The organism is Mycetocola saprophilus (assembly GCF_000718085.1).
Classification (GTDB): Bacteria; Actinomycetota; Actinomycetes; order Actinomycetales; family Microbacteriaceae; genus Mycetocola; species Mycetocola saprophilus.
This window is the reverse complement of sequence record NZ_JOEC01000001.1, coordinates 811409-826444: the sequence shown is the minus strand read 5'-3', so window position 1 is coordinate 826444 and position 15036 is coordinate 811409. Positions and strand designations below refer to the sequence as shown.

13 protein-coding genes are annotated in these 15036 nt (G+C 67.9%); all 13 read right to left on the bottom strand.

What is annotated here, in order from left to right:
- The 13 genes from trpC to IE92_RS0103625 all read right to left on the bottom strand — a co-directional run bounded on the left by trpC (position 1) and on the right by IE92_RS0103625 (position 14913).
- Complete coding sequence (gene trpC, locus IE92_RS0103685; protein ID WP_030143522.1) at positions 1-771, bottom strand: indole-3-glycerol phosphate synthase TrpC; 771 nt, start codon at positions 769-771, stop codon at positions 1-3.
- A 3-nt stretch (positions 772-774) separates the two neighbouring features.
- Positions 775-1005 carry a DUF6704 family protein gene (locus IE92_RS0103680; RefSeq protein ID WP_030143521.1) on the bottom strand — a complete coding sequence of 77 codons (231 nt, stop codon included), beginning with the start codon at positions 1003-1005 and terminating at the stop codon, positions 775-777.
- 113 nt (positions 1006-1118) lie between these two features.
- Positions 1119-1796, bottom strand: coding sequence for a Trp biosynthesis-associated membrane protein (locus IE92_RS0103675; protein WP_051701888.1), 678 nt, complete (start codon positions 1794-1796; stop codon positions 1119-1121).
- Positions 1793-3331 (bottom strand): anthranilate synthase component I, encoded by a 1539-nt coding sequence (locus IE92_RS0103670; protein WP_030143519.1) that lies wholly within the window; start codon positions 3329-3331, stop codon positions 1793-1795. Before IE92_RS0103670 ends, IE92_RS0103675 begins: the two co-directional genes overlap by 4 nt.
- Before the next feature lie 62 nt (positions 3332-3393).
- A complete protein-coding gene (gene hisI / locus IE92_RS0103665; protein WP_030143518.1) occupies positions 3394-3783 on the bottom strand; it encodes a phosphoribosyl-AMP cyclohydrolase in 390 nt (129 codons plus the stop codon).
- Complete coding sequence (hisF, locus tag IE92_RS0103660; protein WP_030143517.1) at positions 3780-4544, bottom strand: imidazole glycerol phosphate synthase subunit HisF; 765 nt, start codon at positions 4542-4544, stop codon at positions 3780-3782. Before hisF ends, hisI begins: the two co-directional genes overlap by 4 nt.
- 11 nt (positions 4545-4555) lie before the next feature.
- Entirely contained in the window at positions 4556-5395 is an 840-nt protein-coding gene (gene hisG, locus IE92_RS0103655; protein ID WP_030143516.1) for an ATP phosphoribosyltransferase, read from the bottom strand.
- A gap of 49 nt (positions 5396-5444) precedes the next feature.
- Positions 5445-5708: a phosphoribosyl-ATP diphosphatase gene (locus tag IE92_RS0103650; RefSeq protein ID WP_030143515.1), complete on the bottom strand. Its 264-nt coding sequence runs from the start codon at positions 5706-5708 to the stop codon at positions 5445-5447.
- Between the two features lie 104 nt (positions 5709-5812).
- Positions 5813-6766, bottom strand: a complete 954-nt coding sequence (locus IE92_RS0103645) for a GNAT family N-acetyltransferase (RefSeq protein ID WP_051701889.1) — start codon at positions 6764-6766, stop codon at positions 5813-5815.
- A gap of 111 nt (positions 6767-6877) precedes the next feature.
- Complete coding sequence (gene rpe / locus IE92_RS0103640; RefSeq protein ID WP_030143513.1) at positions 6878-7540, bottom strand: ribulose-phosphate 3-epimerase; 663 nt, start codon at positions 7538-7540, stop codon at positions 6878-6880.
- Positions 7541-7696: 156 nt separating this feature from the next.
- The gene (locus tag IE92_RS0103635) at positions 7697-11686 is read right to left on the bottom strand and encodes a type VII secretion protein EccC (protein ID WP_043322004.1); all 3990 of its coding nucleotides are present in this window, start codon (positions 11684-11686) and stop codon (positions 7697-7699) included.
- The gene (locus IE92_RS0103630; RefSeq protein ID WP_030143511.1) at positions 11679-13463 is read right to left on the bottom strand and encodes an RDD family protein; all 1785 of its coding nucleotides are present in this window, start codon (positions 13461-13463) and stop codon (positions 11679-11681) included. The genes IE92_RS0103635 and IE92_RS0103630 overlap by 8 nt, the downstream gene beginning before the upstream one ends.
- Before the next feature lie 91 nt (positions 13464-13554).
- Positions 13555-14913 carry a hypothetical protein gene (locus IE92_RS0103625; RefSeq protein ID WP_030143510.1) on the bottom strand — a complete coding sequence of 453 codons (1359 nt, stop codon included), beginning with the start codon at positions 14911-14913 and terminating at the stop codon, positions 13555-13557.
- Positions 14914-15036: the final 123 nt, after the last annotated feature.

Sequence of the window (15036 nt, the reverse complement as noted above, 5' to 3'; positions counted from 1 at the left end):
TTAAACCGCCAGATATTCAGCGAGGGTCGCGACCGGATCTCCGGTCACCAGGGCCTCGCCGATCAGGACCACATCGGCGCCTGCCTCGCGGTAGTGGCGTACATCGGCCGGCGAGAGCACGGCGGATTCGGCCACCCGGATGACCCCGGCGGGGATCTGCGGGGCGAGGGTACCAAAGAGGTCACGATCGAGTTCGAACGTGGAAAGGTTGCGGGCGTTGACACCGACCAGCTGAGCCCCGAGCGCGAGCGCGCGGTGCAGCTCCTCCTCGCTGTGCGTCTCCACCAGCGCGGTCATGCCGAGCTCGGTGATCAGCGCATACAGCGAGGCCAGGGTGGCATCATCCAGCGCGGCGACGATCAGCAGCACCAGGTCGGCTCCGGCCGCGCGGGCCTCGTACACCTGGTACGGGGACGAGATGAAGTCCTTGCGCAGCACGGGCAGCGCGACCGAACGACGCACCTCTTCGAGATCGGCCAGCGATCCCTTGAACTTGCGTCCCTCGGTGAGCACGCTGATGGTGCTGGCCCCGCCGGTCTCGTAGGAGACCGCGAGCTGGGCGGGATCGCGAATCTCGGCGAGATCCCCGCGCGAGGGGCTCGCGCGCTTGACCTCGGCGATGATCTTCACCCGGTCACTCGGCGCCAGCGCGGCGAGGGCATCGATCGCGGCGGGGCGGGCGAGCGCCTCGGCTCGCACCGCCTCGAGCGGCTTCAGTCGCTCGCGATCGGCGGCGTCGGCCGCCGCACCCGCCATCAGGTCGGCGAGCATGGGTTAGTGGCTCTTGGCGACGTACTTGGGGCCCTTGACGCCCCAACCGGCCTTCGAGAGGATCCAACCGAGCAGCGCACCCACGCCGATCAGCGCAACCGAAGCCCACACCAGCCATACCTGGGCGAACCAGAAGGCAACGGTGCCGATGGTAACGGCGGCCAGCATAACGATGACGGCGGTCCAGGCTGCGGGCGAGTGTCCGTGTCCGGGATCGGAAATGTCGGTGCTCATGAAACTCCTTAAACGAATGGGCGGATCCATCCTATCGGGGATCGCCGGGGGTGTGCGCACCCACGCGGTGCGCCTCGGGTTGGGAGGCACGGCCCGGGGCGAGGTGCGTCGGGTTAGGACTTGGGGGTGGCGTCGGGAAGGGTGGGATCGGTGGGGTCCTCGCCGCGGCTCAGGTCATCCCAGCTGTCGATCGCGTCGGGCATGGCGTTCTCATCCACGACCCGCACCCGCGGGGTGGTCTGATACTTGCGCCCGGCGGATCCCGGCCAGTGCTTGGCCGTGAGGATGATCACAAACCCGGTGAAGACCGCGATCGCCGCCCCCAGCAGACCCACATAGGGCCAGAAGGTCACGCTCGACGCGGTGATGACCTTGGCAATCGAGGCGGGCCCGGCGACGCCGGTAGCCTCGGTGACCGCGGCACCCGAGGAGGCACCGGGGTTCAGCAGCACCAGGATGCCCTCGAGGGCGATGCACAGCCCGAGGATCACCGAGAGGCCACCAAAGAGCAGGCGCAGCACATATCCGGCAATCGACAGCGCGGCGGCCAGGGCGATCAAACACAGCGCCAAGGCCGTCAGAGCCGGCGCCGCGATGGTCCCGTTGACGGCGAGGTCCTTGCTTCCCCCGCTGGGAATCGTCACCGTCAGGTTGACCCAGGTCTGGGTCCACGAAAGCAGACCCAGCCCCCCGGCGACGATCAGCAGGAGCAGCGAGCGGGACTTGAGCCCGCGGCGTTTCTTGGCGATCCGCTCTGCATCGGTGAGGGGGGCGGGGGTGGGCTGGGTCATGAAATCCTCGTGAGTGCGTTGGCGATGGCCACCGCGCGCAGCGGTGCGGCGGCCTTATTGCGGCTTTCGGCCGCTTCGAGTTCGGGCACCGAGTCGGCCACCAGTCCGCCGCCGGCCTGCACGTAGGCGGTGCCGTCGACGATGGTGGCGGTGCGAATGGCGATGGCCAGGTCGGCGTCACCGGAGAGGCCGAAGTAGCCCACGACTCCCCCGTACACGCCGCGCTGGGCGGGTTCGAGCTCGTCGATGATCTCCAGCGCGCGCGGCTTGGGCGCACCGGAGAGGGTGCCCGCCGGGAAGGTCGCGCGGAAGATGTCCACCGGGCTAGCGTCCGCGCGGAGCGTGCCCTCCACCGAGGACACCAGGTGCATGATGTGGCTGAAGCGTTCGATCCGCATGAACTCGGTCACCTCGACGGTGCCGGGCGTGCACACCTTGGCCAGGTCGTTGCGGGACAGGTCGACCAGCATCAGGTGCTCGGCGCGCTCCTTCTCGTCGGCGAGCAGCTCGTCGGCGAGTTCGATGTCCTGTTCGGGGGTGCGGCCGCGCGGTCGAGATCCGGCGATCGGGTGGGTGATCAGGTGACCGTCCTCCGATTTGACCAGGGCCTCCGGGGAGGAACCCACCACGTGGAAGGGGCGGCCCTCCGCATCCTCCAGCGCAAAGAGGTACATATAGGGGCTGGGATTCAGCGCGCGCAGCACCCGGTACACGTCCACCGGCTCGGCCTCGGTCTTCAGGTCGAAGCGCTGCGAGAGCACCACCTGGAAGATGTCGCCGGCGCGGATGTACTCCTGCGAGGCCAGCACGCCGTCCAGGTAGTCCTGCGGATCCGTGCGGTTGGTCGGGTCGGCCACCAGCGAGAAGTCGGCCTCGGCGAGCCACGCCTCGGCGGGCTGGGCGAGACCGGTCTGCAGCGCGTCGAGCTGCGCCTGGGCGCGGGCCCATCGGGTGTCGCCATCCAGCTCATCATCCAGCAGCACGTTAACGATCAGGCGCACGGTGGCCGAGCGGTGATCGCAGACGGCCAGGCTCTCCACGAAGCTCAGCGCCTGATCGGGCACCGGGATCTCGCGCGGCGGCGCATCGGGCAGGTGCTCGATCTGGCGGATGGCCTCCCAGCCGATAAAACCGACCAGGCCACCGGTCAGCGGGGCGAACCCCTCGATCTTGGGTCCGGCCCAGCGACGGTAGAACGCATCCACGGCATCCAGCGGACCCGCGGGGATCGACTCGCCGAAGGCGCGCTCGGCGCTCAGATCGTAGTCGATCCAGTGGCTCGCACCCTCGCGCTCGGTCAGCACACCAAACGAGGACACCCCGATAAACGAGTAGCGCGACCAGATGCCGCCCTGCTCGGCGGATTCCAGCAGAAAGCTACCGGGCTTGCCGGCGGCCAGCTTACGGTAGATCCCCACCGGCGTTTCCCCGTCGGCAAAAACCTCTCGGGCGACCGGAACCACCCGGTGCTCCCCCGCCGAAACCAGGCGGTCAAAGTCCGCACGGGTGGTGGTGCCGGACATACTGTTACTCATCAAAACTCCCGATTGTTCGCGCCGCGCCCTCGTTCGAGGCTAGCGGGCGTACGTGCACGTGGCTAGGGGCGGCCGGGAACCTCTCCCGGAACCGCCGGAACCGTGCGCTCATCAAAGCATGAGTGTGCGCCGGTGTGACAGGCAGCTCCCACCTGAACCACGCGGATGAGCAGGGTGTCGGCGTCGCAGTCGACGCTGACATCCCGGACATACTGGGCGTGGCCGGAGGTATCACCCTTACGCCAGAACTCCTGGCGCGATCGCGACCAGAAGGTGACCCTCCCCTCGGTCAGGGTGCGCCGCAGCGCCTCCGCATTGACGTACCCGAGCATGAGCACCCGCTCGGTGCCCACCTCCTGGATGATCGCCGGGGCCAGGCCATTCTCGTCATAGGTGACGCTCGCGGCCACGGCCTCGGGGCTTGAGGTATTCAGTGTCACGGTGCCGCTCATCGCCGCACCTCGATGCCCTCGTCCGCCAGCGCCAGCTTGACCTGGTCGATGGTGAACGCACCGGTGTGGAACACGCTCGCGGCCAGCACCGCATCGGCACCGGCCTGCACGGCCGGGGCGAAGTGCTCAAGCGCTCCGGCGCCACCCGAGGCGATCACCGGGACGTGCGAGATCGCGCGGATTGCCCGGATCAGCTCCAGGTCGAAACCGTCGCGGGTGCCGTCGGCATCGATCGAGTTGACCAGCAGTTCGCCGGCACCTCGGTTGATGGCGTCGGTGGCCCAGGCCAGTGCGTCCAGCTCGGTCTTGGTGCGCCCACCGTGGGTGGTCACCACAAAGCCCGAGGGAGCCGAAGCCTCACGGGTGATATCGAGGGAGAGCACCACCACCTGCGCGCCGAAGCGGTCGGCAATTTCGCCGATCAGCTCGGGGCGCGCGATCGCCGCACTGTTCACGCCGATCTTGTCTGCGCCGCAGCCCAGCAGGCGGGCGACGTCCTCGGCGGAGCGTACACCCCCGCCCACGGTCAGCGGCACAAAAACCTGCTCGGCGGTGCGGGTCACCACGTCATACGTCGTGGCGCGTCCGTCCACGGTTGCGGTCACATCGAGGAAGGTGATCTCGTCCGCACCCTGGGCCGCATAGTTCGCGGCGAGCTCGACCGGGTCACCCTGATCGCGCAGGTTCTGGAAGTTCACACCCTTCACCACGCGGCCATTGGCCACGTCGAGGCACGGGATCACACGCGTTGCGAGTGTCATGACCTTCCCCCTTAGAGACGTGCGGCGTGAATCGCGCTGACCAGGATCGCGCGGGCACCCAGTTCATAGAGCGCGTCCATGATCTGGTTGGTGCGGCGCTTGGGAACCATGACGCGCACGGCGACCCACTCGGGCTCGCGCAGCGGCGACACGGTCGGCGACTGGCGGCCACCGGCAATCGCGGTGGCCTCATCCAGCAGCGAGAGCGGCAGGTCGTAGTCCATCAGCACGTACTGACGGGCAACCTGAACACCCTCGAGGCGGCGACGCAGGGTCGCCAGGCCGGGCTGCTCCTGCTCGGAGCGAATCAGAACCGCGGTGGATTCCAGGATGACCGGGCCGAAAATGTCGAGGCCTGCCTTACGCAGGGTCGCACCGGTGGAGACCACATCGGCCACGGCGTCGGCCACGCCGAGCTGCACGGCCGATTCCACGGCACCATCGAGCTTGACCAGGTGCGCGCTCACGCCGTGTGCGGCGAGGAAGTCGCCCACGAGTCCCGGGTAGCTGGTGGCCACGCGGACACCCTCCAGGTCGCTCAGCTCGTGGAACTTACCGGCCGGGCCGGCGAACCGGAAGGTCGAGTCGCCGAAGTTCAGCGGTTCGATCTCGATGGCATCGGATCCCGAATCCAGCAGCAGGTCACGGCCGGTGACCCCCACGTCGAGGGCACCGGAGCCCACGTAGGTGGCGATGTCGCGCGGACGCAGGAAGAAGAACTCGACGTCGTTCTCGGCGTCAACCAGGTGCAGTTCCTTGGGGTCGCGACGGGTCGCGTAGCCCGCCTCGGCGAGCATCAGGGTGGCGGTTTCGGACAGCGATCCCTTATTGGGGATGGCGATTCTCAGCATGGGGTGGACCTTAGGTTTGAAGTTGGGTATCGAGGGTGAAGCGGGGGCTTCACAGATGTCGATACACGTCCTCCAGGGTCAGACCCTTGGCGATCATCATCACCTGCAGGTGGTAAAGCAGCTGCGAGATCTCCTCGGCGGCCTCGTCATTGCTCTGGTATTCGGCGGCCATCCATACTTCGGCGGCCTCCTCCACAATCTTCTTGCCGATGCCGTGGACACCACGGTCCAGCTCGGCCACCGTCAACGAACCCTCGGGGCGCTCCTGCGCCTTTCGGGTCAGCTCGGTAAACAGGGTGTCGAAAGTCTTCACGTTCCTCACAGTACTAGGTTCGCGCCCTCCGCGAAGACCCGGGAGGGTGGATCCCGGCGAGAATATGCCCGGATTTCACGCACCTTCTCTCCCCGAGCACGCCCCTACGCGCCGGAAACTGCGGTTTTCCGCGGGTTTTTGTTCACCAGGGACCAGTATCCCAGGGCCGGATCCATTCCGGTGGCGACGTTCACCCGCACGATCCCGGTATTGTGCACATCGTTATGGGTTCCCATCCGCCGTCCGGCCCGCCCCGCGGCCTCGGCCAACTCGGCGGCCTTGAGGAGTCGGGCAATGCCGCGCTGTCGATAGTCCGGATCCACCCCGGTGAAATCCGTGTACCACTCCCCCTCCTCACCCACCGGGTGAATGACGCCGAGCCCGGCGGGAGCGCCATCCACGCTGGCCACAAGGTAGACGGCGGTGCGGGCGAAGTGATGCTCGAAGCCGGTGGTGTCCACGGGCTGTCCGGCGATCGGACCCGGCAGCCCGATCGCGCAGCGCGCCATCACGGCGGCAATCAGCGGATACTCGGTGTCGATCGAGGCCACACGCACCGTGGCCGCGTTGGCGGTGGTGATCGATTCGACCTCGGCGAGGAGTTCGGCGGCGCGACCCTCCAGCTCGAGAGACCAGCCCAGGTTGTGACGCACCAGCTCGAAGCCGCGTGCCTCGGCGAACCCGCGACCGGGTGCCGCGTCATCGCGGAGTGCGGAGGTCAGGGTGATCGTGGCACCCGCGGGGTGCGCGGCCAGGTCGGACATCAGTCGCCGATACAGGGCGGTTCCGATCCCCCGGAATCGATGGGCCGGATCCACAACCACGAGAGCCGAGGCGGCACCCGGCGTGGCATTTTCGGAGGTGATCTTGGCGGCGGCGATCATGACGCCATCCGCTTCGGCCACCAGGGCGATACGCACCGGGGCCGGGGAGTTTTGCGCGAGGCGTTCGCGCAGCCGATCCCGATTATCCGAGGCGCTGGCCAGGGAGAGCAGGGCGATTGCCGCGTCCAGATCGGTGTCGGTCAGCTCACGGATGGTGAATGGGGAAACGGTCATTTTGTGATCGTAAATCGCGGCCGTTGTGAGGAAACTGTGTATACCAACGTATTGGCATGCTCCCGGCGGGGCGATCGGGCGTAATCGCCACCACGCCCCACCGGGACCGGACTAGTGGCGGTGGGCGGCGGCCAGATCGCGCAGCGCGTCGATGGCCAGCGCGGGGCTGTCGGCACCGTAGATGGCGGAGCCGGCCACGAAGGTGTCGGCACCGGCCTCGGCGGCCTGGGCGATGGTGGACTCGGCGATGCCGCCGTCCACCTGCAGCCACACGTTGGATCCGCGGCGCTTGGCCTCGGCCGACAGCGTCGCCAACTTGGGCATCATGTCCGCCATGAACGACTGTCCACCAAATCCGGGCTCCACGGTCATGATGAGAATCTGGTCAAATTCGTCCAGGTGCTCAAGGTAGGGCTCGATCGGGGTGCCGGGCTTGAGCGCGATTCCCGCGCGCGAGCCGATCTCCCGCAGGCGACGGGCCAGGGTGATCGGGTTCTCGGCGGCCTCGGCGTGGAAGGTGACCGAGGCGGCGCCGATCTCGGCGTACTCGGGGGCCGTGCGGTCGGCGTCGCTGATCATCAGGTGAATATCCAGCGGGACCGGCGACACATCCTGGATCCGGCGGACCATCTGGGGACCGAAGGTCAGGTTGGGCACGAAGTGGTTATCCATCACATCGACGTGCACAAAATCGGCGTTGGCAATGCGCTCAAGGTCAGCCTGCATGTTCACAAAATCGGCTGAAAGAATACTCGGGTTGATCCGGACTGTCATGCCTCCAGCCTATCGCCTGAGACGCCGCATGCCCGCCCCCGGGGCGGGGACGGGCGTGGCCTGCCGATGGTGCACACTCGGCCGGCCCGCGTGCATCCCTCGGCCAAAATGCCGGAACCCCCGGACCGTTCGGTCCGGGGGTTCCGGCATGGGCGGCTAGGCACCCGGGGCGGCGGGATCCTCGTGAATGCTCGGTGTATGCACCAGCTGCGCGATGAAGTGTCCCCGCTCGCGGCTGACAACCTGCGCACGTCCGGGCACCGAGGGCATGGCCTTAACCTTGCCGATCAGCTGACCCTCCTCGGGATTACCGCTCAGCAGGATGCCGGTGACGCCGAGGTCGGTCATGCCCTGCAGCACGGGGTCGTAGGCCGCGCGCGAGGCACCACCGGAGCGTCGGGTGACCACCACGTGCAGCCCCACATCCGCCGCCTGGGCAAGCAGCTGGGAGAGCGGCGCGGCCGGGTTGCCCTGGGAGGTGGCGACCAGATCGTAGTCGTCGATCAGCACGAAGCCCTCGGCCCCGCTCCACCAGCTGCGGGTGCGCAACTGCTCGGCGGTCACGTCGGGCCCGGGGAGCCTGCTGCGGAAGAAGTCCACCAGCTGCGCGATCGAGTCGGTGGTCTGCTCGTGTCCGGTCATATACGCGCCCAGGTATTCGGCGGGAATCTCGCCGAGGTTGGCACGGCGGTAGTCGATCATGAAGATCCGCGCCTCCCCCGGCGCATAGCGACGCATGATCTCGTGGATATAGCCGCGCAGCATGGTCGACTTCCCCGATCCGGAGTCGCCGTAGAGGAACAGGTGTGCCTCGGTACGCGGGTCAATGCCAAACGGCGACAGGGTGGACTCATCGATACCCAGCTGCAGCTGTTCGAGATTGGCCTGCTCGTCGGACAGGACCTGCGCCAGCGGCAACTCCTCGGGGAGCAAGCGCAGCTTGGGACCGGGCTCGCGAACCCAGGCCGACGAGGTCTTATTCACCAGGTCATCCACGCCCTGGCTCAGTGAACCCGAGTCGGGGTCGGCGTCGATGCGTGGCAGCGCGGTGAGCATCTGCAGCGTGCTGGGTGCCAGGCCTCGGCCCGGGCGACCGGGGGTCACGTTGCCGGCGGCCTTTCGGTTGACCTCGGAGTCCACCGGGTCACCGAGTTTGAGCTCGAGTCGCGTGCCCAGCAGGTCCTTAAGGTTCGGGCGCACCTCCATCCACCGTCCGGCGGTGATCACCACGTGCACCCCATAGCTGAGCCCGCGCGCGGCGATGAGCTGAATCGGGGCTTCGAGGGACTCGTAGTCGCTGCGGATGGTGCCGATGCCGTCGATAATCAGGAAAATGTCGCCATAGCCATCATCCGCGGTACCCGCGGCGCGGCGGGTCCGGTAGGTGGCGATCGAGTCGATCCCGTTGGCGCGGAAGTAGGCCTCGCGCGCATCCAGCAGGGCGGTGACCTCGGCCACCGAGCGGCGCACGATATCCGATTCGGTCCGGGTCGCCAGACCCGCAAGGTGCGGGAGATGACGCATTCCGGCGAAGCTGCCACCGAAATCGAGCACAAAGAACTGCACCTCATGCGGCGTATGCCGCAGCGAAAGCGCGGTGACCAGGGTGCGGGCCAGGGTGCTCTTACCGGAGAGCGGACCACCCACGATGGCCACGTGACCGGCGGCACCGGAGAGGTCCACGGTGAGGGTGTCGCGGCGCTGCTCGAGCGGCACATCGACCAGACCCAGCGGTACCGTCAGCGGAATCGCACGGCGCCAGGCGGGCGAATGCAGCCCCAGCTCGTAGCTCACCACGAGCTCCCCGAAGAGCTCATCGAGGGTCGGCGGAATCTCCAGCGGCGGCAACCACACCTGGTGGGCGCTCATGCCACTCTCGGACATCTTTGATACCGCCAGATCGAACGTGCTGCGCTTCTCGGCGGGTTCGGCCGGATTCACCGGCTGCTCGATCTCGACCTCCTCGGCAATCTCGGGCTCGTCCCGCAGCACGGGGGCCGCGGTAAACGCGCTGATGCGCACCGGCGCATCGATCGTCTCGGCGGCGGCGCGACTGCTGATTCCCCGCATCTTGGTGCGCGGCGGCCCCGAGACATACGCGGCGCGGAACTGCACCATCTCGTCGGTGTTTGCCTTGAGGTATCCACCACCGGGTTCGCTGGGCAGATGGTACGCATCGGGCACACCGAGCACGCTGCGCGACTCGGCGGCCGAGAAGGTGCGCAGACCGATCCGGTAGGACAGGTAGGTATCAAGGCCCTTGAGGCGGTGTTCCTCGAGCCGCTGGGACGCGAGCAGCATGTGCACGTGAAGCGAACGCCCCACCCGACCGATGTTCACAAACGACTCGACAAACTCCGGCTTGGCGCTGAGCAGCTCGGAGAACTCGTCGGCGACGATCATCAGGGCCGGGAGCGGTGCCAGCTCGGGACGATCCGAGCGGCGAGCCTTTTCATACTCGGTCACGTTGGCAAACGGGCCGGTGGCACGCAGCAGCTCCTGGCGGCGCACCACCTCGCCGGTCAGCGCATCCTGGAATCGATCAACCAGGCTGATCTCATCCCCCAGGTTGGTGATGATCGCCGAGACGTGGGGCATGTCCGCCATTCCGGCGAACGTGGCACCACCCTTGAAGTCGACCAACACAAAGTTCAGCTCATCGGGCGAGTGCGTCAGCGCCAGGGAGAGCACCAGCGTGCGAAGCACCTCGGATTTACCCGAACCGGTGGCACCAATCATGATGCCGTGCGGACCCATCCCCTGCTTGGCGGACTCCTTGATATCCAGGACCAGCGGCGCACCGGTGGTGTCCTGACCGATCGGGACGCGCAGGCGGTCCCGCTCCGGGCGCAAGGCCCAGGCCGACTCCAGGTCCATGTCGCGAACGTCGGGCATGTTGAGCAGCTCGATGAGTTCAAGCTGACGGTTCGAGGTGCGTGTGCCCACCGCGCCGCCGCCCTGCTCCTCGGACTGCGCCAGCGGGGAGAGCCGGCGGGCGAGGGCTTCGGCCTCGACGATACTCAGCGCATCCTGGTGAACCGAGCTGTGCTGGAGGACCCCGGCGAGCACGTGGGTGGTATCCCCCTCCACCATGAGTCGGGCAACGTTGGGATCCTCATTGGAGTCCCAGCTTGCGGGGAGGTCGATCACGGTCACGCCCTGCAGCCCGCCCACAAATACGGGGTCGGTGGGGGGAACCGTGGCACCGTCCACCACCACGATCAGATGCGGCTGCTCGCTCGATGTCGAATCGGGGCTGAATCGCGAGCGCTCACGCACGTCGGCGGGCATCATCGCGGTTAGGGCGTTGACATCCGAGGAGATCATCCGCGCCGCGCCGAGCGCGTCGGTCGCCCGGGTGGATCGGGTGTGCGGCAGCCACTTGGCCCACTCCCAGAGCGGGAGACTTTCGGGATCGGCGACAATCACGATCTGCACGTTTTCGGGTGCCTCAAACGTGGCGATGTGGGCAATCATCGCCCGTGCCAGCCCGCGGATGCGGTCCTCGTCGTCCCCAACCAGCTGCACCGAGGAAAACGCCGACAGCTCGATCGAGCTGGGCAGGGCACGCTGGGTTTCGTGGGTCAGGATAAAGCGGTGCGCGGCGGTGGTGGATACCGGGTCCAGCTGGGCCACCGGGGGTAGTTCCGGCGGTTCCAGGGTCATGCACAGCGGCTGATCGTTGGTGCCGATGCGCACCGAGAGAAAGTCCGAGGCCGAGGGGTCGCGTTCCCACACCCGCGTCCCCTCCTCCGCCAGGAAGGGCAGCACGGAGGGTTCGGGATAGCGCCAGTTACGTTCCTGTCGCTGAGCCTTGGCGGCCGAGCGGACGGTGGTGCGCAGTTCGGTTAGGTATGCGAGGTATTCGCGCCGGCTGGTTAGGGTGGCCGCGGCCCGCTGGGAGCGCTGACGCCACCCGTTAACAAACACGAAGCCCAGCGAAGAGAGCAGCACCATGCCCCCGGTGAGGAATCCGGTGGGCCCGGCATTAGAGATACTCACCATGATGATCGCGCCGACGCTGCCGAGCATCGGCATCATCGAGGTCAGGATACTGGAGCCCCCATCGGAGGGCTCCATCTCCGGCGGAGCCTGAACCGAGATGGATCCGGTCGGGACCCGGGGCGGGGCGAGACGGCTATTCATCCGATCCTCCAGCGATGATTGTTGACAGTGTAAAGACGCGGTTTCCGATGCGTACGCGGGCACCCTGGGCAACCAGGGCCCGGCCACCGGCCGGCAGCTGCGCATCGTCTCCGTCGTCGTCGATGATGTGGGTGCCGTTGGTTGAGCCGAGGTCGGTGACCCAGACACTCCCCCGCTGATATTCGACCTTGAGGTGGGTCTTGGAGACGGTGCCCTCGGGGTCGCCAATCGCCACGATCTGATCCTGATCGGAGGTGCGATCGGGCTTTCGTCCGAGCACGGCGACCACGGGGATCGGGAGTTGTACTCGCTGACCGGTGTCAAACACCAGCAGCAGCTCGCCCTCGCGGGGCCGCGGGATGCGGGCGCGCGGCACCGGGTTGCCCACCGCCACCACGCCCGAGGGCGGGTCGGCGGGTTCGCGGACGGCGGGCTCCGCCGGGGCAGACGCTTCCGGTGTCGTCGGCTCGGGGCCGGGCTGCGGCGGAGCAGCGGCCGCCGCTGCCGGGGTATCCGGAGTCACGGGGGCCACATTCAAACGCGCGGTACCGGGTGCCGGTGACGCATGGGAAGCGGAGGCGCGGATCGCGGCATCGCGTTCGATCGCCGCGGAATCCGGCACCGGCACACCCTGGGTGGAGGGCAGGGTGATCGGGGTCGGAGCGGCCACACCGTTTGCCGAGCGGCGACCGGCGGAGGCGCGCCGCTCGGACACCGGCGGGGCACCCTGAGTGGACGCCGGCGGCACCGCGTCACGCGCATCGGGCCGCGGCGGCGGAGACACCACACCGCGTGATGCAGCCGCCTCGGGCGGAGTAGCCGCGGGGGTCCGATCGCCGCGGGTCGAGACGATGGGGGCCGAAACAGCGGGTGCACCCATGGGAGCAGGCGACGGCGACTCGGCGGCCCGCACGGCCGTTTCCGGTTGCGCGCCGGCCCGAGGAGGGGCCGGGACAGCCCGCGGAGGCACGGCACCCGAGGCTACCGGCCGCGGGGCACCGGCACCTGACGCCACGGCACCCGAGGCGACAGCACCCAAAGCTACGGCACCCGAGGCATCCTGGATCGTGGCGGCGGCCGGCTGGTTCTGGAGAAGGTTGGTTCCCTGTGCGGGGGCGATTCCGGGCGGCGGGGTGGTCGCGGCCGGACGAACGGGCTGCTCCCAGCTGTCACGCGGGGCGCTGGCGCGGTATTCGAGTTCGGCGCGGGAAGGGACCGCCACCACCAGGGTGTGCCCCACCCGATCGGCCCAGCTACGGCCGGCGCGGCGAGGATCCAGACCGGCGGTGGCCACCATCAGCCAGCCGCCGATTCCGCCCACAAGGAATCCGCCGAGCATGATGAGGCCACGTACCGCGGCGGCACGGATACCCGGCGATCGCGGCGCATCGTCACGAACCGTGCGCAGTCGCAGGCAGGCGTTACCCGCCGTGAGTCCGGTCCGAGCCTCGATCACACACTGCACGATTCCCAGTTCCAGCGCGACCACCGCACCCACGAGCGGGCTGCGGGTGAGGACTCCGGCAACCGCGGCCAGGATGAGGACAACCGCAACGTCGATCGTGTAGGCGAGAAGCCGCTTACCCACCGATGCGGTATGAGCCCAGGCGCGGGAGGCACGTAGGGCGGCATCGAGGCGGGCATCGCCGGTCAACTTGGGCTCGGGGTTTGTACCCCGCTCGCGGGAGCGGACCGGCGCGGCACCCTGCTGAGGCCGAGTCTGCTCGGTGGTACCCCCGCCACGACGGCGGGTCTGCGAAGTGTTTGAAACACTCATCGGGGGAACACTCCTTGTGGCGGGGTGGGCATGCAGTCAACCGGAGGCGGTGCTACCGGGGTGTAGGGCGGGGTGTGGTGGGCAAATCTCATCACGACAGCGCTCCCTGCAACAGGGTGAGCGTGCCGGCGGCCAGGAGGGCCGCCACCGGGGAAAAGGCCAGCGCGAAGCTCTCGACGATGTCGCCCGTGCGCGACCATCCCAGTGAGCGCACGTTTCGCGAAAATGGCACGATGACCGCGGCCGCAAGCAGCGCACCCACCAGCAGACCCACCGCGACTCCCAGCTCGATCATGCCGGTCAGCCTGGCCATGACCGGAACCGAAACCAGGATGATACCCACCATCACCGCGATGCGTGGAGGCGTCCGCTGCGCCGCACCGGACACCCGCCTTCCCCCCAGCAGCAGTGACAGCGGCAGGAACGCGAGCAGCGCGAGGGCTGCCCAGCGCTGAATCGCCGCATCCGACAGCAACGGTTCGGCGATGGCCGGGAAACAGAGAGCGGCAATAATCGAGAAGACCAGGGTCAGCGCGCGTAGTCGGGCGAGGGCTTCGGCAACCACGCCCTCGACCTCGGGAACCTCAACCGTGGGTCGATACTCGGGCACCTTTCCGCGAACGGTCCAGCGGGCGGTCATGAATCTGCCGAAGTCGATCTGGTAGCCCTCGTCCACGGTGAAGAGCGCGCTGGGCAGGGCACGCAGCAGGAGCGGAATGAATCCGAGGGTGACCAGGGCAGCCTGGGAGACACCGTAGCCCGCCAGGATGCTGAGGCCCCAGAGCACCGCCAGCCCGGCAAAAACCACCACCAGGGCGGATGCGGCGGCCCGCCGCGGGGTATCGGTGTTGATCACCATGGTGAGCGCACAGATCAGGGCGGCCGCGGCCGCGGCGGCGGCGATGGCCAACTGGGCGGACCCGGCAAAGGTCTGGGGAACCCCGATCAGGGCGGCGATCACCGCAAGGGCGACGGGGGTATAAAAGGAAATGCCCAGTCGACCTCGTTCGCCGTGCTCGGGGCGCAGCTGGGCGATGAAGACCCCCAGGATTGCTCCGATTCCCAGCAGGAGCGCGCCGGTCAGGCGAAATCGGTCCAGCCCGGTCGAGATGATACCCACCAGGATGCTGCACCCCAGCAATACCCACCATGGCCCCACCCGGGTAAATCCGTCGGGTACGGCGGCGAGGCGACGTTCTCTGGCACTCACCGGCCGCTCGCGAGCGATCGTGTACAGGCCGCCCTCGCGCAGGTCCGCGACCGGAGTGCGCACGGCAACCTCCTCGCCCCCGGGCCCGAACACGCGCCCTCCGGATACGGGGTCGGATCCAAATACCGAGAGCGCGTGGGCCAGTGTTTGTCCCAGTGGGATCACCAGGTCGTGCCGGCGGTCCGCATCGCGCACGGCAATTCGCCGCAGCGCGGGGGCAGCCTTGGTGGACTCGGTCATTCGGTTCTTTCTTTCCGGTGCCCCGTGGGGCCCATGGATGGCACTGTGTTGCGGGGGTGAAGGTTCAGCAGTCAGCAGTCAGCAGTCAGCAGTCAGCAGTCAGCAGTCAGCAGTCAGCAGTCA

Excerpts from the sequence above, each read along its gene's own strand:
- trpC (WP_030143522.1), bottom strand. The coding sequence starts at position 771 with ATGCTCGCCGACCTGATGGCGGGTGCGGCGGCCGACGCCGCCGATCGC.
- IE92_RS0103680 (WP_030143521.1), bottom strand. The coding sequence starts at position 1,005 with ATGAGCACCGACATTTCCGATCCCGGACACGGACACTCGCCCGCAGCC.
- IE92_RS0103675 (WP_051701888.1), bottom strand. The coding sequence starts at position 1,796 with ATGACCCAGCCCACCCCCGCCCCCCTCACCGATGCAGAGCGGATCGCC.
- IE92_RS0103670 (WP_030143519.1), bottom strand. The coding sequence starts at position 3,331 with ATGAGTAACAGTATGTCCGGCACCACCACCCGTGCGGACTTTGACCGC.
- hisI (WP_030143518.1), bottom strand. The coding sequence starts at position 3,783 with ATGAGCGGCACCGTGACACTGAATACCTCAAGCCCCGAGGCCGTGGCC.
- hisF (WP_030143517.1), bottom strand. The coding sequence starts at position 4,544 with ATGACACTCGCAACGCGTGTGATCCCGTGCCTCGACGTGGCCAATGGC.
- hisG (WP_030143516.1), bottom strand. The coding sequence starts at position 5,395 with ATGCTGAGAATCGCCATCCCCAATAAGGGATCGCTGTCCGAAACCGCC.
- IE92_RS0103645 (WP_051701889.1), bottom strand. The coding sequence starts at position 6,766 with ATGACCGTTTCCCCATTCACCATCCGTGAGCTGACCGACACCGATCTG.
- rpe (WP_030143513.1), bottom strand. The coding sequence starts at position 7,540 with ATGACAGTCCGGATCAACCCGAGTATTCTTTCAGCCGATTTTGTGAAC.
- IE92_RS0103635 (WP_043322004.1), bottom strand. The coding sequence starts at position 11,686 with ATGAATAGCCGTCTCGCCCCGCCCCGGGTCCCGACCGGATCCATCTCG.
- IE92_RS0103630 (WP_030143511.1), bottom strand. The coding sequence starts at position 13,463 with ATGAGTGTTTCAAACACTTCGCAGACCCGCCGTCGTGGCGGGGGTACC.
- IE92_RS0103625 (WP_030143510.1), bottom strand. The coding sequence starts at position 14,913 with ATGACCGAGTCCACCAAGGCTGCCCCCGCGCTGCGGCGAATTGCCGTG.